Origin of the sequence: Enterococcus sp. RIT-PI-f (genome assembly GCF_001297065.1) — a bacterium.
Taxonomy (GTDB): Bacteria; Bacillota; Bacilli; order Lactobacillales; family Enterococcaceae; genus Enterococcus_D.
In genome coordinates this window covers 192,003-209,163 of sequence record NZ_LHOX01000016.1, presented here as the reverse complement: position 1 = coordinate 209,163, position 17,161 = coordinate 192,003, and the positions used below count along the sequence as shown (strand labels likewise).

Sequence of the window (17,161 nt, the reverse complement as noted above, 5' to 3'; positions counted from 1 at the left end):
GACCTCTTTATTGGTGGTCGTTTTTTTGTCTTTCCGCTATCATTCTTGTCACATGGAATGATTTTGATTGTTTATTCGGGTTTTTCTGTTATCATTAATTTATAATCTTTAACATAATTTTTTAAACTTAAACACACCAAAGAAACGGAGGCTGTTCCGTGGCTATTACACTAAAACATGTGCGTTATTTGCGTATCACCCATTTGCTGGTTTTGTCCTTTGCGCTGTATTTGATCACTGCTGATGACTTTAGCCAAGGGATTGCGTTGGCAATGATCAGTACTTTGTTCAATTCAATTTATCCACCGGATTATGGTGGGAGCACTTGGTTGAGTGGCAAACCAGTTTATCCGATTTTTCTACAAAACAGCAGTCGTTTGGTTGAATCGTTGTGTGAAATCATAGGGATCATCGTTATGGTTGCGGCACTGTCTTTTCTCCTATGATGCCGCCAATTGTGAACGGTATCATCTATCTTTGAACAGACGTCACACTTTTAGGAGGTCCTCATGAACAATATCCTGCGCAATGTCCTTACTGCCTTGGTTTTCATCATCGTTTACTATGCCATAGACATCCTGTTTGGTACATATACATTAGGTTCATTACCAATCATCCAGATGTTCAATCAATTCTTGATGTTGCTTGCTATTTTCTTTGCGATCGATTTAGTGGTCAAATTTTATCAGCGTCTTCGGCACAAAAACTCAAATAACTAATGTTGCTTGTCTTTGACTGAGAGAGGTGTATGCTTTATGGAAAAAAAACCTTGGTACAAGAAGAAAAAGATCTATCTGCCCATCGCGGTGGTTCTCGGCTTGCTGGGTATCGTGCCTAGCCTGGTTTCCTTGTTCGGTGTATCGGTCGATGATGAATTAAATCCAGATTACTATACAGACCCAGATCAAGATGTATTCCGCAAAAAAAAATAAGCCTAGGGCTTATTTTTTTTGCTTATTTATCATCAAGATAAAACAAAATATCCTTCTTGTCTTCTTGTGCCGTGCCACGATAGACTTCAGTATCCAGGCCGCCAATCCGAAAACCCGCTTTCAGATAGAACAAACAGGCCGACACATTGTTGTCTTGCCCGATCGTATACAATCCCTGTTTGCCATGGGATTTTGCCCATATCGCAGCTTCTTCGATCAGCATCTGGGCAATACCTTGCTTCCGATAGGCTTGATCAACTTTCAGATCATACACGTAATCGTAGTTGAAAAAACCTTTCTGTACCACCGCTAATCCAATACATGCGTCCTGATCATAGGCACCGAAGAAGACGGTGTTAGATTGCATCTGCTGATAGTCATACTGTTCATCGGGAAAGCACATCTCCCTTATTTGGTCAGCTGGTAACCTCTCGATTGAATGGTCCCACGTTTCGTTGATGTACGTCGGGATCATTTTGCCCCAAATCTTGAAAGGCTGGTTTTTGAGACGGATATCTTGCTGGGTTGCTTCTGTGATTTGCTTGATTTGGATCATGGGTCACCTCAGATTCTAATTGGTAGAGAAACGATGATCATCGATAAAATAAACTGTACGTTTAACTTGGTCTCTTCCATTAAACCATCATTTCCTTCATCATTATGTCAAACTGTTTTTCACAATCCCAAATGTGTTTCCCGACTGCTGAGAAACGTCTCCATCGCTGTTGCCAGATCAATGGATTCTGCTTCTGCGATACTCGCCAGCTACCACATGGTCTCGCCGATTTTGTAGGATAAACTTGTGTCGGTTTGGCTGGTTGGCCAACTTGCTTCTTTGTCCATCACAAACCGTCCAACGAGTGCGGCGTCTGTTAGAAAAGCCAAAGCATCTTGTTCTGCAGACCATGACTGGCCATTTTGTTGGATTTCAAGTTGATGATACCGATCACGAATCGCTTTTGAACGGGCAATAACTTCCTTCATGTCCATTTTGGTTCCTCGTTTCTTTAGACTTATATTTTTTTAAACTAGAAAAAAGTCGAGACCAATGCCAAAATCGCTAAGCCGCCCTGCGTCAATATGATTTTCTTGTCACTGGTCAGACTGCCATATCCAGCCACTAGGATAATGCCCACCAAAAGCAATCGAGCGATTTCCAGCGGCGCTTGCGCGAAAGTCAGACTATAAATCAGCCCAATCCCAAGCAGGCCATTATAGACCCCTTGATTTTTGAACAAGGTTTGTACTACAGGCTGTTGGCGATCTGCTGGCTTCAGATGAAAGACTTTGGCGGTCTGCTCTGATGTGGGCATGATAGTTTCTAAATACCAAATATAGAAAAACTCGAATGCAACAAAAAGGATTAAGATGATACTAAGCAAGCTCATGTTCATTCTCCTTGATGGGTGACCGTGATTTCTGTCGGTTTGGCTGCAAATTCAGGCATTTTCTTAAATAAGTGTTGTAATTCTGCTGTTTGGTTATGGGCGTCGATCGCGGCTTGGTCTGCCCATTTTTCCACCATTACAAAGCGATTGGGTTCTTCCGTCGATTCGTAGAGATGATAGCCGTGACAGCCTGCTTCTGCTCTAGCAGAAGCCAATAAAGGTTCAACAGCTGCCATAAATGCTGCCCGTTGGTCTTCTTTGATATAAAATACGGCGTTGATGATTTCCATTGTCTATGCCTCCAATATTGATTTTATAAAAATGTGGTGATTTGTGTTGCGTCTAAACGTACGGACTCATAACCTAGTTCTTTGGCTTTCCCAACTGACAAGATCATCACTGGCACATACCGTTCTTTGTCTAAACCAAATGCTTCTGCCAATTGATCGGCTTCAAAACCACCGATTGGATTGGTTTCATAGCCATGGGCACGAGCCACCAGCATGAATTGCATCGCTGCTAAACTGGCGTCGATTTTTACGACATCATTCATTTGTGCTGTCGTTAGGTTTTGGTAATGCGGGATGATTGCTGCCAATTGCTGGTCTCTGACTTCTGCAGGCATTTTGCCTTCTGCTACAGCTTTGTTGTAGATGTCTTCGCCTAATTCATGACATTGCAGGTCGCCGAATATCAAGACCATGGCCGATGAAGTGTCATTTTGACGTACGTTGAAGCGAATCAATGGTTTTAATTTGGCTTTTTGTTCATCGCTTTCTACCACAACAAAGCGCCATGGCTGCATGTTGACTGAAGATGGGGCGGTCGTTGATTCTTGGATCATGGTCAACATTTCTTCATGGGAGATTTTGTATGTTTCATCGTATACACGAACGGATTTCCGACCGAAGGTGATATCTGCGAAATTATTATTGCTATATTCTGTCATTGCTATTGTCCTTCTTTCATTGGATAAGTTTGGTGAGTAGTCCTTGTAATTGCTGTGCTTCACTTGCTGTCAATCGGATGCCTAAGCTTTCTTGGTCTTGGGCATGCTTGTCGTTGCAAGCAGCGAGATCATCGATGGCTTTCGCCGTCAATGCGACAAAAATTTCACGATTATTGTCTTTGTTGCGGCTTCTGGTGACGAATCCTTTGTCTTCTAATATTTTTAGATGACGGGTGACTGCCGCGCTATCGATCCGCAATGCTGCTTGCAGCTGATTCTGCGTACAACGTGTTTGTGCGTGCAACACATGCAGCAGTTGATAACGGGTCAAACTAAAGCCAGTTTCTTTCTCAAAAGCGGCGGTTAGTTCTTGATTGGCGATTTTCAATTGATAAAGCATGTCGCTGAGCATCGATAAATCCATCTGTCACAGGCTCCTTCCATCATTGACTTGTCAACTGTTGACTCGTCAATGATAAGCTTTTCCAATTGATTTGTAAAGGATATTGTCATTTTTTTGGCAAAAACATCAACAAAGACGCCGCAAATACTCAATCTGCGGCGTCTTTGTTGTGGTGTTTATTTCAGTTGGAAAGCTTTCTTCAAGCCCATGACCACCAAGGTAGAGATGGCGGCGGCAATAAAGATGATTCCCCAAGTTCCTGCTTGGATTGGCATCGTCCCTAAAATTTGATTCATCACTGGCACATAGACAGCCGACAACTGTAAGCCGACAGATAACAGCATTGCACCTACAAGCACTTTGTTCTTCAAGAAAGACTTGTCTAAACCAAAGCCGCTGCTCTTGCGCACATTGAAGATATGCATCAATTGTGCGACTGCCATAAAGGTGAAGGTCGCTGTTTGGGCATACTGCAATTCATGGTTGGTATGCATCAAGTAGCTGAAGAAGCCAAAGGCGACTAGCCCGATCACGACACCACTTAAGATGATCCGTCCTAAGAATCGCTTATTGACCAAACTATCTTCTTTTGAACGTGGCTGCCGTTGCATGATCTCATCTTCTGCTGGCTCAAAAGCTAACGCCATCGCCGGCGCGATATCGATCACCAAGTTCAAGAACAGGATATGCAAAGGCTGGATCGGGATCGGCATCAAGAAAATGACACTCAAGAAAATCGTCACGATCTCGACCATATTACAAGAGAACAGGAAAGACACATATTTCTTGATATTGTCAAAAATGATCCGTCCTTCTTTGATGGCATCAACGATCGTACCAAAACGGTCATCGGTCAAAATCATATCTGACGATTCTTTGGCCACTTCAGTCCCGCGAATCCCCATGGCGATCCCGATATCGGCGCCATTGAGGGCTGGGGCATCATTGACACCGTCACCAGTCATCGATACGATATCGCCTTCTTCTCTTAACGCGTCTACCAATTGCAGTTTGTTCTCAGGTGAAACACGGGCAAAAACTGCCACTTCTTCAATGCGTTCATTGAAGCCTGGTTGACCGACAGCGTCATCGATCTCTTTACCGGTCATGGTTTTGTCATAGTCTTTCAAGCCAATTTCTTTGGCGATCATGGATGCAGTTTGCGGATGGTCCCCAGTGATCATTTTCACACGAATCCCGGCTTCTTGCGCCACTTTGACTGCTTCTTTGACATCTGTCCGGGGCGGATCGACGATGCCTGCAAACCCTTGGATCTCGATATGCTGCAAAGCTTCCCGTAAATCGGCTTCTTCGGTACCGCCTTGGTAATCATCGATTCTTCCGACTGCAATCACCCGCTGACCATGGCTAGCCAACGTACTATTGTAGTCTTCCAATTCCTTCATCTGTTCGTTATCGGCGTGGGCTAACTCGATCAAGACATCTGGCGCGCCTTTGATAATCAAGGTCCGTTGCTCGCCTTCGTAGACCGTCACCATAAATTTGTTGTCTGAATCAAAAGGCATTTCAGCGATTTTTTGCAATCCTTCTGATTCAGCTGTTTGGCGGTCAATGCCTTCTTTTTTGCCTAAGACAACAAAGGCGCCATCGGTTGGATCGCCTAATATTTCGTATTGTCCGTCATTTTCTCGTAATGAAGCTGTGGTACATAATGCACCATTGCGAATCATTTGATGCAGTGCTTGTGTCTCTTTGGCATTGATTTCCTGTTCATCTGCATCATAAAATTTACCTTCTGGCTCATAGCCGTTGCCTGATACGGTATAGGTTGATCCATCGCTTAGAATAATTTCAGCGACAGTCATTTGATTTTCCGTCAACGTGCCTGTTTTGTCACTGGCAATGATACTGGTGGCTCCTAACGTTTCAACAGCAGACAGTGATTTGACTAAGGCTTTGTGTTCTGCCATGATCCGCATGCCTCGAGACAAGGTGATCGTTGAAACAGCAGGCATGGCTTCGGGTATCGCTGCCACTGCGAGAATGATCGAAATATGGATCATTTCCACAAAAGGCTGATCGGTCAATAGCCCAGCGATCAAGACCGCTACTGCAGCAAAGAGTGCGGCAATAATGATGGCTTTGCCCAGTTTGTCCAATTCGATATCTAATGGCGTCCGGCGTTTCTTGTCGCCAGTCAGCATATCACTGATTTTGCCGACTTCTGTTTCCATTGCGGTTTCTGTGACAACGGCATAGGCATTGCCTCGGGTCGCAGCCGTACCGGCATACACCACATTCCGACGATCCCCTAAAGGCATTTCGTCGTCGTAGATTTCTTTTGCATCTTTGTCAACGGCTTCTGACTCACCGGTCAAAGCGGACTCGATCGACGCAAAATTACTGCTTTCAAGAAGACGGGCATCGGCTGCGATCGCGTCACCTTCTTCTAAGACTAAGATATCACCAGGTACGATGTGGGCCGATTCGATCTCGGTCACTTCTCCATCACGAATCACTTTTGCGGTAGTGTAAATCATGTCTTGCAAGGAATCGATTGACTTTTGCGCCCGCAATTCAGTGATGAACCCTGTCATCACAGCAATCACAACGGCGATCAGTACGGCAACTCCTTCAATGGTTTCCCCCATCGCAAAAGAGAGTAACGCGGCTGCGATCAACAAGTAAACAATCAAATTGTTCACATTGTCCCACAGCAATGCCCACACACTATGGGACTCTTGTTGCTGAATCGTGTTTTCTCCATATTTTTCTAATCGTTGGCTGGCAGTCTTCCCGCTTAGCCCTTGTTGTCGGTCACTTTCAAAGTGTTGCAAGGTATCTTCAGTCGTTTGCTGGTAAAATTTTTCCATCAAATTCCTCCTTTTATATTTGGCATGGTTGATCAGAACCGATCGTTGACTGATTTAGGCATAGCAAAAAATGGCTTCAAGTAAAGTGACGGACTTGTGCTTGGAGTCATAAGGGTCCTGCATGGACGCATCAGCTACAAAGAGAACAACAAATACTTTGTTCCTAAAAAAGACACAATCGGTTTGTGAAAAAACCATTTGGCTTACTCTTAACCTATCATGGATCAAGGGAATTGGTAAATAATTTTGCTTCACAAAACAAGTAAAAAAACATGAGTTACCAATCTGATCATTCTCTGACTCGCGAGAAGAAAGCGCACTCATTTCCGTATAGGAACAAAGAAATTGTACGGAACATGGCACCCTATCACTTATTCTCATAGGCATGTTGTGATTCATAAGGTTACATCTTACAGCCAGTGCCATTTTGTAGATAATGCAATCAGGATATCTCAATTATACCAGAAAAAAAACACCAAATAAAAATTGTTTATTTGCTGTTTTTGATGATGATTCACATATATTTGCCTTATTTTCCCAAGAATATGCACAAAAAGACGCATCCATTTACGATGCGTCATTTCTTTTACACGCGCTTGAAGAAGGTACTGCGCTTTGGTAACAACAACACGACAGCCGCAACGACAGCGACCGACAACAAACGATCCAGATAATCCGTACCCGCTTGAACCAAAATCACGCTGAGGGTTTGATTCAACCCAAGTCCGTGCAGCACTTGAACGATCATGCTGGAACCCGAAGAGGTAATTCCCCCGAATAAACGGACCGTGATAAAAGAAGCCGCCACTGTGCCTGGCAGTGACACAAGCAAGGCCAAACCTGGTAATTTCCAAGAGCCTCTTTTGATGATTTTGCCTCTCAATAATAAACCCGCCATCACCCCAGTGACGATTTGAACGGGGGCATAATACAACGAGAAGATATCTGTTGTGACACCACTAAGAACCCCACTGCTTAATCCTGTCAGCAGACCGATGATTGGTCCGCCCAGAGCACCAGCAAAAATCGTGCCGATGCTATCTAGATAGATCGGCAATCTTAACCAAAGGGCAATGGTTCCACCTAAGAAGTTGATTGCGATCGATAGTGCCATCAACGTGAGGATTCTGACGTTGAACAGTGTGTGTTTGTTTTGTTTCATTATTGATCATCCCATCTGTAGTTTTTCTAGATCTGCTTCGATCGTTTCTTTGTGTGCATTTAAGAGAACGGTCAAAAACTTCTTGAAAAACTGACGAGAATCGACGTCAGTCATTATTTTGCTATTGGCAGCTTTTTGCCAAAAATCATAGCGGTCCACCAATGTCTGTCCGCGACTGAGTCCTTTCGTTTCAACAGCTGTATAGCTGTCGAACCCTTGACATAAGGTATCATCGATAAAGTACGCGATCGCCAGCGGATCATTGATCACACAGCCGAGAATGCGTTCTTGCTGCCAATGGAAATCAACATAAAAACGGGTGATATCCCGCATGAAGCCTCCTGTATCAGGATCCATTCGACAGCAATACTCAATCAGCGTAGGCGTAAAAACGATGGCTCTCGTTACGTCAAGTCCGACCATTTCGATACAAGTACCTAACTTGTCAAAAACCAACGCAGCGGCATCGGGATCGCACCAATAATTATACTCAGCGACGGGCGAACAATTGCCATGACTTTTGTACGTGCCCCCCATGGTGACGAAGCGGTCCATATGACGACCCATGTCCGGATTCAATTGCAGGGCGGTCGCAATGTTGGTCAAGGGCCCCAGCGCAATCACTGAAATCGGCACATCTTGGGCAAATGTTTGCGCCAGAAAACTGGCTGCGCCTTGGTCTTCAATGGTTTTTCTGCTATTGATTGGCCTATTCGTTTCCCCTAAGCCGTCCATACCGTGGGTATCTTGAGCGCTGATAAAGGGCTGTTTCAAGGGTTGCTTTGCGCCTTGATAAATTGGGATATCCAAACGATCCAAGCGTTCCAAGCATTTGATCACATTTTTGGTGCCAATGTCTACCGGCGCATTGCCGCAGACAGTCGTGATCGCCACGACCTCGATCTCTGGGGCTTTGATCGCCAACATCAATGCCAGCGTATCATCAATACCAGGATCACAATCGATAATCACTTTTCGCATTTATTTCCAACCTCCAATCTTTGAGAGATACTTAGTTTTTTAACCTGGGAAGTTTTCGAACCAGTCCAAGACGATGTCTTGATTTAAATGCACGGAAATAGTATACCATGGCCACACACGTTTTCTCGACACTATTTCTAGTTTCAATCCATACAAAAACCACAGAACAACGAAAATAGCGTCATGCTGCGGTTTTGTCTGCCTTATTTTTTTATCTTTCCTCTGTTTCGATATAACAATAGATTTTCAGCTCTGGCAAGGCAGCTTTGATCTGCAAGTCGATTTGATCAATCAAATGATGCGGCTCCAACACGGCTTGTTCCCGAATCACGATATCCGCAACAATCAATAATTCATCTGAACTCAAGTGAACGGTCCGTAAATCATTGATCTGTAAAACTTCTGGTCTCTGTAAACAGGTCGTGATCTTTTGCAAGTCTGCTTGCGAGGCACTTTCTCCTATCAGCAAGCTATAAAATTCTTTACCTAAAAACAATGCTGCAGTCAACAGAAGCAACCCGCCCAATATACCGCCAATAGAGTCAAAAATGGCGTTTCCTGTCACTGATGTCAACAGAATGCCTATTAGTGCTACACTCACACTTGCCAATGCAAAAAGATTTTCTGTAAAACCCAAAAGCAAATCGGCATCGCGGCTGTCTTGCAAAAATTCTATCAATGTTTGTGTCTCGCGCTTTTGACCTTTGACTTCTTGCCAGCCGCTTTGAACAGCGACGACCTCAATGTATAAGCTAGCAAATAAAATGGCTGCGACAACCTGAATATGCATGACTTCATGGGTTGGATCAAGCAAATCACGTCCTGCTTCGATCAATGCGAATAACCCACCGCCAAAAAAGACAGTCATCGCTACAACTGTACTAAAAAAATAGACAGCCCGACCTTCTCCGAATTGGTGCAAGTCACTGCGTTCCCGCAGTGCACGTTTCTCCCCTACCACTAGCAATCCTTGATTCACGCAATCAATTAGACTGTGGATGTTTTCATTCATCAAGACTGCACTGCCACTGAAAACAAATCCCAAAAACTTGATCCCAAAGCCGATGAGATGCGTGAAAAGCACAATACTGCGTGCCCGTTGCTGCTCCATCCTATACCCTTCTTTATGGTTTATTTTGCTTAAGAATAGCATGACCAATGAAAAAAAGCCAAAGCAGGGTACTTTGGCTTTTTTTAGGCAAAACAGGCTTAAAGGACGTGTTTAAAATAATACTGCCTTCTAGATAAAGGACATCAGCTTAATCAGGTCAACGCCAATTGATCCTCGTCCATTCCTGTTGCACGTTGTTTTTCAAATTGACTATTATAGAGGTCGGCATAAAATGACTGCTGTGCCATTAAGGCGTCATGCGATCCTTGTTCTATGATTTCGCCTTCCTTCATCACAAGGATCAAGTCAGCATTTTTGATCGTTGACAAACGATGGGCAATGACAAATGAGGTTCGTCCAACCATCAATTTGTCCATGGCTTTCTGGATGACTTCTTCTGTACGCGTATCCACTGAGGAAGTCGCTTCATCTAAGATAAGCATCGGTGCATCTTTCAACAAGGCCCTAGCAATTGTCAGCAATTGTTTTTGGCCTGCAGACAATGTCAAGCTGTCATTCAAGACTGTGTCATACCCTTGCGGCAATGTTGAAATAAAATGATCGATTCCGGCAGCTTTACATGCTGCATGGATTTGGTCGTCCGAAATATCGGTTTGATTGAATCTTAGGTTGTCTTTGATGGTTCCTTCAAACAACCATGTATCTTGTAAAACCATACAAAATTGGTTGTGAACTTGGGCTCTTGAAAGGTCTTGTATAGATACATCATCGATCAATATCTTACCGCTATCTATGTCATAAAATTTCATCAAAAGATTCACGATCGTTGTTTTGCCGGCTCCTGTGGGTCCTACGATAGCGATTTTCTCCCCAGCATGCGCCACTGCACTGAAATCATGGATGATTTCTTTGTCTTTTGTATAACCAAAACTCACGTGGTCAAAAGTCACTTCCCCAACTGTACGGGCTTCAACTTGCAATTTACCTTGCTCATTGCTCATTTCTTCTTCCCTTAAGAAATCAAAGACGCGGGCCATTGCAGCAGCAGCTAGTTGTAAACTGGACATTGATTGCGCCAATTGAGACAACGGTTGAGAAAACAAGCGGACATACACCATGAACGCAACGATCACACCGAATGAAATCTGGTCATTGAGTGCCAAAATCGATCCTACCACACAGACAGTCACATAGCCAAAGTTGCCAATAAATCCCATCAAAGGCTGCATAATACCAGATAGAAATTGAGATTTCCAAATGCTGGTATACAGCTGCTGATTAAAGCCTTGAAATTGACGATGCATCGCTTCTTTCGCGTTGTATGAAATGATCACTTGGTGACCAGAATAGGCTTCTTCTACAAATCCATTGATCTCCGCTAAATGCGCTTGCTGACTTTCAAAGTGTTTTTGAGACTTCATCAAAATCAAAACCATTATCAAAAAGCCCAGAAACACGGACAACACAGCTGTCACGGTCAAAATAATATTTGTCCGGATCATCATGATCAAACAGCCAATAAACAACGTGATGGCGGGCACAAGGGAGCCCAAACTTTGATTCAATGACTGACCTACAGTATCCAAATCATTTGTCACACGACTCAATGTCTCACCTTGGCTATGGGCATCAAAGTAGCGCAAAGGAATCCGATTGATTTTGTCATTGATATTTGAGCGCAATTTCTCAGAAAACCTCTGGGTAATTGTTGCCATGACAAAACCTTGAAAATAAGACATCAACGCACCGATCGCATAAAGCACTGCAAGCGTCAGACTGATTCGGCGGATTTGTGCGACATCTATCGTTGAAAACAATCCGGCTGTGATCAAGTCAGTGATCTCGCTTAGACGATCTGGACCTAAAATGGACGTGATACTGCCTAATGTTGCCAGAATGACGGCGAAGATCAATCCAACATGGTATTCTTTGGTCTGTTCTTTTAATTGCTGATAGAACAAGGGGCCTAGTTTATTCGGTTGGTCTTTGTTCTTTTTTTGCTTCTTGCTATTTTCCATGTGCCAATTCCTCCTTGGAAAGTTGTGAATAGGCAATTTCTTGATAAATATCATTTGTTGCCAATAATGTTTCATGGGTTCCTATGCCCACCATTCGCCCTTCATCCAGCACGATGATCTGATCCGCATGCATAATTGTGCTGATTCTTTGGGCCACGATCAATTTGGTTGTTTGACGCAAATGCGTATCCAATGCATCACGCAACGTTTTGTCTGTGCGATAATCCAGCGCTGAAAAAGAATCATCAAAAATCAAGATCTCTGGTTTTCTTGCGATCACGCGCGCAATCGCCAACCTTTGCTTCTGCCCCCCTGAAAAGTTCGATCCACCTTGCGCGACTGGATCATCCAATTTCTGGGATTTGGCTTCAACAAAATCCCAAGCTTGGGCGATCGTCAACGCTTGTTTCAAATCATCGTCGCTTAATGGTGAACCCTCACTCGTCCCAAAATCTAAATTCGAGCGAATCGTGCCACTGAAGAGAACTGGTTTTTGAGGAATAAAGCCAATTCGATTATTTAACTCATCTTGTGCATAGGCTTGAACATTTTGACCATCGAATTTGACCTCGCCTGAAGTAGCATCATAAAAGCGCGGAATCAAATTGATCAGTGTGCTCTTCCCACTACCAGTTGATCCAATGAAAGCGATAGTTTGGCCTTGTTTCGCTTTAAATGAGATATCTTGGATCACTGGAACCGCGCTTTTGTCATAACCAAAAGATACATGATCAAATTCGATCTCACCTCTTTTTTCAGTCAGTACTGATTGTTCTGGCCAGACCAAAGACAGGTTGGTTTCCAAGACTTCTGTAATCCGTTTTGCCGAGACCAATGCTCTTGGTAAAATCAAAAAAATGATCGTCATTAGCATAAAACCTAGCACGACTTGCATAGCATAAGACGTGAAAACGACCATGTCACTAAAGAGTCCCAATTTTGCATCTAGTTGTGCTGCATCGATCAAATAAGCGCCAATCCAGTAGACTGCTAAAGTCAATCCGCTGGAGATGATCGTCATACCGGGATTCATGATAGCAAGCATACGGTTTGTAAATAGATTGACGGTCGTTAAATTTTCATTCGCCTGTTCAAATTTTTGGCTTTGAATATTTTCAGCATTATACGCCCGTATGACACGAATACCTGATAAATTCTCCCTAGTGATACTGTTTAATTTATCTGTTAAATTTTGTACTTTGGTAAATTTAGGTTGAACAAGCAGCAATAATGTACTTAACATGATCAACAAAAACAAAACTGCAATCGCCGTTGTCAGTGTCCATTGCCAGTTTTTATTGGCAATTTTTGTGATTGCCCAAACAGCGGTAATAGGTCCTTTGATCACGACTTGCAAGCCCATCGCTACAACCAATTGAATTTGTGTTAAATCATTCGTTGTTCTTGTGATCAAACTTGGGATCGAAAATTGTTGAATCTCCGATTGAGAAAAATGCATGATTTTACTATAGATTTGATCTCTTAACCTAGTGGAAAGACTGGCTGCAATTTTGGCTGCAAAAAAGCCTACAACGATGGATGCCAAGAAACTCAATAGTGAAAGACCGATCATCCAGATACCTGGATGGATAATCTCTTGCGTCGTCGTACCTTCTGTTTGCAGCAATGTCGTGATCTCCGACATAAAGTCCGGAATCTTTAGCTCAAGCCACACCTGCACAATGATAAATACCACACTGATTGCAGCTATGCCTCTTTCTTTTTTACTCGTTCTTTTTAGTATATCTATCATTTCTTTGCCTCCAAATAAAGTTAGCCCGCTAACTATATGTTGTTAAAACAGCTCATGATTATGGTTGATGTATCTCATGAGAGGTTTTTTTTGATTTTTTGAATGGTTTGAAAAAATTGCGCCATTTCTTCTGAAGAAAGGCCATTGGTGATTTTGGCCTCAGATGTTTCCATAAAGGAATTGATTTTTTCCATAAACAAAATACCCTTGTCTGTAATACGTAAAGCTTTCAGTCGACCATCTTTTTCTGAAGCAGCGGTGGTGATCACCCCATTCTTTACCATGCGTTTGACTAAATTGCTTGCTGTTGATTTGCGGATCGACATTTCTTTTTCAAGATCTTTTTGATAAATCGTATGGTGTTGATGCTCATATAAATACCCCAATGCCCACGCTTGCGGCCCCCGTAACATTTCCATTTCATCGTCCAAACGGTGGGCTTCCAAGTATCGACCAATCAGCAAGCTTAACTCCCTGATTTCAAAACCCACGGTTCCTTTAGGATTCATTTTATGTCCCTCCTCGCGAATTAGTTCTCCTGCTAACTAAATAGTGTACCATGATTTTATTTTTGGTCAAGAAAAAAATACTGAAGTAGCGATCCAAATAGGAAACAACTATTTTTGTGCATGTTTATGTACAATTTGTTCAAAAAATGATATTGTGAAATACGATTTTTGAACACTGAGAAACCATATATTTTCTCGGCATTTCATGATGCTTTCGATATAATTGGAAATAAAATTGTTGGACTGCTTTTTTATGGAGGTGGTAAATATGTTTGGGCTAAGTATAAATACACGGATAAAAAAAGACTTGCTTCATATTTTAGATAATCAGACAGACTTTGTCCCTACAAAAGATTTGGTTGCGCAGATTGATTATGCCAATCATTATGTGGTTAGAAAATCGCTGAATGAGCTCTTTGAAGAAATCCGTAAACATTATTTACCAGAACAACTCTCTTTAAAAATCAATAAGCATCGTGGTGTACAACTCTTTTCTGAAGACGGAAATCTCCATGATTTGATCCATCATTTTATTTCCGAAGATGTTGTTTATAAAATACTCATGACTGTCCTGGAAGAGCGATGTACACCATCAGAGAAACTGTGTGAGACTTTATTCATCAGTGAATCTTCTCTAAGAAGAAGATTGAAGGAAATCAACGTTGAATTAGCACATTATGATGTCCGTATGACGTTTTCTAAACATATCCGTATTCATGGACCAGAACATATGATTCGGATTATTCACTTTGTTCTACTTTTCTATGTGGCACGTCAATTAGACAATTTGCCTGTGTTAGTCGATAAACCGTTTTACCAAAGAATGGCGAACGAAGTGTGTGACTCACTTTCTTTAACTGCCACTACGCACCAAAAAGAAATACTGGCTTTATTTCTATTGGCCACGAATCATGCTGTACAAAAAAATCAAACATTAAATTATACCCAAGCAGAAACGGCTTTTTTTTCTAAGATCGAGATTCCACCAAAACCTGATTTCTTAACCGGATGGACACTACTAGATTGGCGCTTTTTGGTGATTGCGATTTTTTCTGCTGATTGGGCGGGCTTTGGTTTGACACTTGATTTAACAGAAGTGATGGCTTTTTCTAAGACAGAACCTGCAGATGTATGGTTGGCTTCTTTTGAACATGCATTTGAACCAATCACAATTGAATCTCGTGATTTCATTCGGGAAAAAGTGTACAAACAATTGCTATCTGACAAATTTTTCCGATTGGATAACGCGCTATTAGAAATGTTTCAATTTGTTGATTATTCCAGCATGTTATCCCTGTATCCTTTCTATATGCATCGTTTTGACATTTTTTGGCAAAGATTCATTGCAGAATACCCAGAGTATGATACCTTATTTTCTCGGCAATCTAATTTATTGCTGGCCATTTATCTGGTGCCTGTCATGACTTACTTCCCAGAAATCAAGTTATATAATTATTCCCACTTGACTGTCACCTCCAGCCACTATATCGAACAGCGGGTGACTGCTCATTTTTATAGTCGTTACAAATTGATCTTTACGGAGGATATGGCGGAAGCACAAGTGATCATCGGCACACATACGCCTGACAAAGACCTGTTACGCAGTGACCAAACAGCCATTGTCATTGGCACAAGTCTATCTAATTGCGACCTCAGCAGAATTGAAAAAGCCATTGAAACATCTATCACACAACTGATATCCTAAAAAACCGCAGATGAGAAAATCTATCTCATCTGCGGTTTCTTTATAAACATCATCGCTTGTTCGTCGTATTCAGCTTGAACATTCCCGCGATTGTCTTTTCTGATGTTGTTAATAGTTATAATCTGTTCCAGTGTCTGACGATTCAGTTCCCCACTCTTGATCTGTGCCTTGATCAGTTGTGGTGGTTTCTGTATCCGACAGCTGACCGAGTGCTCTCAACATATCATTGCGCACCTCAGTATAAGAATAATCTTGGATGTAGACAACGGATTGGCCATCATAAGAGGTGCCATCATACCATTCGTAGGTATGTTTTTCAATGTCAAATCCAGATAGCATATTCCCCGCCAATGAAACCAAGTCTTCAAACTTAAAGTTGGTATTGACATCTTCACTCACGGAATCAAGGATTTGTTGGTATTTGGTGACATTGTTGATTTTCAGCGCTTGGCTGATCGCCGCTTCAATCACTTCTTGCTGACGATTGCCGCGGTCTACGTCGGTATCCATTTTACGGATTCTGGCAAAAATCAAGGCTTGTTCCCCATTTAGCAACTGACGGCCTTCAGGAATCAATGTTTCTCCTGTATTGTCAGAGGTGTATTTTTTGTTGATATCATAAGGCACATCAACAGTCACACCGCCAATGGCATCGATGATTTTTTCAAAACTGGTAAAGTTGATATTGACGTAATAATTGATTGGTAATTGTAAATAATTTTGAACGGTTTCAATCGTTGCATCTTCTTCACCGATCGCAAAGGCGCTATTGATCTTGGCAGTACTGACGATCGTGCCATTCCCTGTACCATCATAAATATTGGTCCACACATCTCGAGGGATGCTCACCATATCGATTTTTTTGTTTTCACCATCATAGACCATATAGATCAAGCTATCCGCCCGGGTACTGTCTAAATGTTCCGTCTTCTCACGTTCCGCATCATTATCGACCCCCATCAGTAAGATGCCAAACTTGCCATCGACATCAGAAGCTTGGAGACTATTGTCTTCATTTTCTTTATTGGATGTGATCACTGCAGATTCTTTATACATTTTATCGACAGAGCTTTTGGCCGCATAATACGTATACCCTGCAAATAAAAAGACTCCTGCTAACGCAAAAAGTAGGATACCTATAATGATTCGTCGCTTATCTCGCTTTTTAGTTGCTCGTTTTCGGCTGTATTTCGTCTTTCTATCCATAGTGCCTCCTTCATTTCTCCTGAATTGCTCTCCCCGATTGTACCAGAATTTTTAGTATACGCCTATTTTTTTAAGAAGTTTTATCATTTTAACGGTGTATTTTTGAAGCGATTGTAATAAATAACGCAACCTATTTTTATATTGATCGTCTCACGGCCACAACTATCGCTGCAAATCTCGTTGAGACAGGATTTCTTTGCAGTTTTTTTCATTTGTTGCATTCTGATTTTCTTGCTATTATCAAAGTAC

18 protein-coding genes and 1 riboswitch are annotated in these 17,161 nt (G+C 42.3%); of the genes, 4 read left to right on the top strand and 14 right to left on the bottom strand.

What is annotated here, in order from left to right; all coding sequences use genetic code 11:
* Positions 1-158: 158 nt before the first annotated feature.
* The 3 genes from AEQ18_RS09860 to AEQ18_RS15760 all read left to right on the top strand — a co-directional run bounded on the left by AEQ18_RS09860 (position 159) and on the right by AEQ18_RS15760 (position 932).
* Positions 159-446, top strand: coding sequence for a hypothetical protein (locus tag AEQ18_RS09860; protein WP_054116173.1), 288 nt, complete (start codon positions 159-161; stop codon positions 444-446).
* Between the two features lie 63 nt (positions 447-509).
* A complete protein-coding gene (locus AEQ18_RS09855; protein WP_054116172.1) occupies positions 510-719 on the top strand; it encodes a hypothetical protein in 210 nt (69 codons plus the stop codon).
* A 36-nt stretch (positions 720-755) separates the two neighbouring features.
* The gene (locus AEQ18_RS15760) at positions 756-932 is read left to right on the top strand and encodes a hypothetical protein (RefSeq protein WP_162838226.1); all 177 of its coding nucleotides are present in this window, start codon (positions 756-758) and stop codon (positions 930-932) included.
* 22 nt (positions 933-954) lie between these two features.
* Here the strand turns inward: AEQ18_RS15760 and AEQ18_RS09850 are convergent, their stop codons facing one another.
* The 13 genes from AEQ18_RS09850 to AEQ18_RS09790 form a co-directional block, all read right to left on the bottom strand.
* Positions 955-1,488 carry a GNAT family N-acetyltransferase gene (locus AEQ18_RS09850; RefSeq protein WP_054116171.1) on the bottom strand — a complete coding sequence of 178 codons (534 nt, stop codon included), beginning with the start codon at positions 1,486-1,488 and terminating at the stop codon, positions 955-957.
* Positions 1,489-1,697: 209 nt separating this feature from the next.
* A complete protein-coding gene (locus tag AEQ18_RS09845) occupies positions 1,698-1,916 on the bottom strand; it encodes a MazG-like protein (RefSeq protein WP_235505523.1) in 219 nt (72 codons plus the stop codon).
* Between the two features lie 44 nt (positions 1,917-1,960).
* Complete coding sequence (locus AEQ18_RS09840; RefSeq protein ID WP_054116170.1) at positions 1,961-2,320, bottom strand: DUF1304 domain-containing protein; 360 nt, start codon at positions 2,318-2,320, stop codon at positions 1,961-1,963.
* Positions 2,321-2,322: 2 nt separating this feature from the next.
* Positions 2,323-2,610 (bottom strand): putative quinol monooxygenase, encoded by a 288-nt coding sequence (locus AEQ18_RS09835; RefSeq protein ID WP_054116169.1) that lies wholly within the window; start codon positions 2,608-2,610, stop codon positions 2,323-2,325.
* 23 nt (positions 2,611-2,633) lie between these two features.
* The gene (locus AEQ18_RS09830; protein WP_054116168.1) at positions 2,634-3,269 is read right to left on the bottom strand and encodes a nitroreductase family protein; all 636 of its coding nucleotides are present in this window, start codon (positions 3,267-3,269) and stop codon (positions 2,634-2,636) included.
* 16 nt (positions 3,270-3,285) lie between these two features.
* Complete coding sequence (locus AEQ18_RS09825; RefSeq protein WP_054116167.1) at positions 3,286-3,693, bottom strand: MarR family winged helix-turn-helix transcriptional regulator; 408 nt, start codon at positions 3,691-3,693, stop codon at positions 3,286-3,288.
* Positions 3,694-3,848: 155 nt separating this feature from the next.
* A complete protein-coding gene (locus AEQ18_RS09820) occupies positions 3,849-6,506 on the bottom strand; it encodes a cation-translocating P-type ATPase (RefSeq protein WP_054116166.1) in 2,658 nt (885 codons plus the stop codon).
* Positions 6,507-7,092: 586 nt separating this feature from the next.
* Positions 7,093-7,668 (bottom strand): hypothetical protein, encoded by a 576-nt coding sequence (locus AEQ18_RS09815; RefSeq protein ID WP_054116165.1) that lies wholly within the window; start codon positions 7,666-7,668, stop codon positions 7,093-7,095.
* Between the two features lie 6 nt (positions 7,669-7,674).
* Positions 7,675-8,649: a nucleoside hydrolase gene (locus tag AEQ18_RS09810; RefSeq protein WP_054116164.1), complete on the bottom strand. Its 975-nt coding sequence runs from the start codon at positions 8,647-8,649 to the stop codon at positions 7,675-7,677.
* Positions 8,650-8,674: 25 nt separating this feature from the next.
* Positions 8,675-8,719, bottom strand: a riboswitch (PreQ1 riboswitch).
* A gap of 141 nt (positions 8,720-8,860) precedes the next feature.
* On the bottom strand, positions 8,861-9,760 hold the full coding sequence (locus tag AEQ18_RS09805) for a cation diffusion facilitator family transporter (protein WP_235505522.1): 900 nt from the start codon (positions 9,758-9,760) through the stop codon (positions 8,861-8,863).
* A gap of 152 nt (positions 9,761-9,912) precedes the next feature.
* Positions 9,913-11,739, bottom strand: a complete 1,827-nt coding sequence (locus AEQ18_RS09800; RefSeq protein ID WP_054116162.1) for an ABC transporter ATP-binding protein — start codon at positions 11,737-11,739, stop codon at positions 9,913-9,915.
* A complete protein-coding gene (locus AEQ18_RS09795) occupies positions 11,729-13,492 on the bottom strand; it encodes an ABC transporter ATP-binding protein (protein ID WP_054116161.1) in 1,764 nt (587 codons plus the stop codon). The genes AEQ18_RS09800 and AEQ18_RS09795 overlap by 11 nt, the downstream gene beginning before the upstream one ends.
* A gap of 74 nt (positions 13,493-13,566) precedes the next feature.
* Positions 13,567-14,001, bottom strand: a complete 435-nt coding sequence (locus tag AEQ18_RS09790) for a MarR family winged helix-turn-helix transcriptional regulator (RefSeq protein WP_054116160.1) — start codon at positions 13,999-14,001, stop codon at positions 13,567-13,569.
* 268 nt (positions 14,002-14,269) lie between these two features.
* Between AEQ18_RS09790 and AEQ18_RS09785 the strand changes: the two genes are divergently transcribed.
* The gene (locus AEQ18_RS09785) at positions 14,270-15,706 is read left to right on the top strand and encodes a helix-turn-helix domain-containing protein (protein WP_054116159.1); all 1,437 of its coding nucleotides are present in this window, start codon (positions 14,270-14,272) and stop codon (positions 15,704-15,706) included.
* A 108-nt stretch (positions 15,707-15,814) separates the two neighbouring features.
* On the opposite strand, the gene AEQ18_RS09780 is transcribed toward AEQ18_RS09785, so the two are convergent.
* Positions 15,815-16,912 carry an LCP family protein gene (locus AEQ18_RS09780; RefSeq protein WP_054116158.1) on the bottom strand — a complete coding sequence of 366 codons (1,098 nt, stop codon included), beginning with the start codon at positions 16,910-16,912 and terminating at the stop codon, positions 15,815-15,817.
* Between the last annotated feature and the right edge of the window lie 249 nt (positions 16,913-17,161).

Excerpts from the sequence above, each read along its gene's own strand:
- AEQ18_RS09820 (WP_054116166.1), bottom strand. The coding sequence starts at position 6,506 with ATGGAAAAATTTTACCAGCAAACGACTGAAGATACCTTGCAACACTTT.
- AEQ18_RS09815 (WP_054116165.1), bottom strand. The coding sequence starts at position 7,668 with ATGAAACAAAACAAACACACACTGTTCAACGTCAGAATCCTCACGTTG.
- AEQ18_RS09790 (WP_054116160.1), bottom strand. The coding sequence starts at position 14,001 with ATGAATCCTAAAGGAACCGTGGGTTTTGAAATCAGGGAGTTAAGCTTG.
- AEQ18_RS09800 (WP_054116162.1), bottom strand. The coding sequence starts at position 11,739 with ATGGAAAATAGCAAGAAGCAAAAAAAGAACAAAGACCAACCGAATAAA.
- AEQ18_RS09855 (WP_054116172.1), top strand. The coding sequence starts at position 510 with ATGAACAATATCCTGCGCAATGTCCTTACTGCCTTGGTTTTCATCATC.
- AEQ18_RS09805 (WP_235505522.1), bottom strand. The coding sequence starts at position 9,760 with ATGGAGCAGCAACGGGCACGCAGTATTGTGCTTTTCACGCATCTCATC.
- AEQ18_RS09810 (WP_054116164.1), bottom strand. The coding sequence starts at position 8,649 with ATGCGAAAAGTGATTATCGATTGTGATCCTGGTATTGATGATACGCTG.
- AEQ18_RS09850 (WP_054116171.1), bottom strand. The coding sequence starts at position 1,488 with ATGATCCAAATCAAGCAAATCACAGAAGCAACCCAGCAAGATATCCGT.
- AEQ18_RS09795 (WP_054116161.1), bottom strand. The coding sequence starts at position 13,492 with ATGATAGATATACTAAAAAGAACGAGTAAAAAAGAAAGAGGCATAGCT.
- AEQ18_RS09845 (WP_235505523.1), bottom strand. The coding sequence starts at position 1,916 with ATGAAGGAAGTTATTGCCCGTTCAAAAGCGATTCGTGATCGGTATCAT.
- AEQ18_RS09785 (WP_054116159.1), top strand. The coding sequence starts at position 14,270 with ATGTTTGGGCTAAGTATAAATACACGGATAAAAAAAGACTTGCTTCAT.
- AEQ18_RS09825 (WP_054116167.1), bottom strand. The coding sequence starts at position 3,693 with ATGGATTTATCGATGCTCAGCGACATGCTTTATCAATTGAAAATCGCC.
- AEQ18_RS09780 (WP_054116158.1), bottom strand. The coding sequence starts at position 16,912 with ATGGATAGAAAGACGAAATACAGCCGAAAACGAGCAACTAAAAAGCGA.
- AEQ18_RS09835 (WP_054116169.1), bottom strand. The coding sequence starts at position 2,610 with ATGGAAATCATCAACGCCGTATTTTATATCAAAGAAGACCAACGGGCA.
- AEQ18_RS15760 (WP_162838226.1), top strand. The coding sequence starts at position 756 with ATGGAAAAAAAACCTTGGTACAAGAAGAAAAAGATCTATCTGCCCATC.
- AEQ18_RS09830 (WP_054116168.1), bottom strand. The coding sequence starts at position 3,269 with ATGACAGAATATAGCAATAATAATTTCGCAGATATCACCTTCGGTCGG.
- AEQ18_RS09840 (WP_054116170.1), bottom strand. The coding sequence starts at position 2,320 with ATGAGCTTGCTTAGTATCATCTTAATCCTTTTTGTTGCATTCGAGTTT.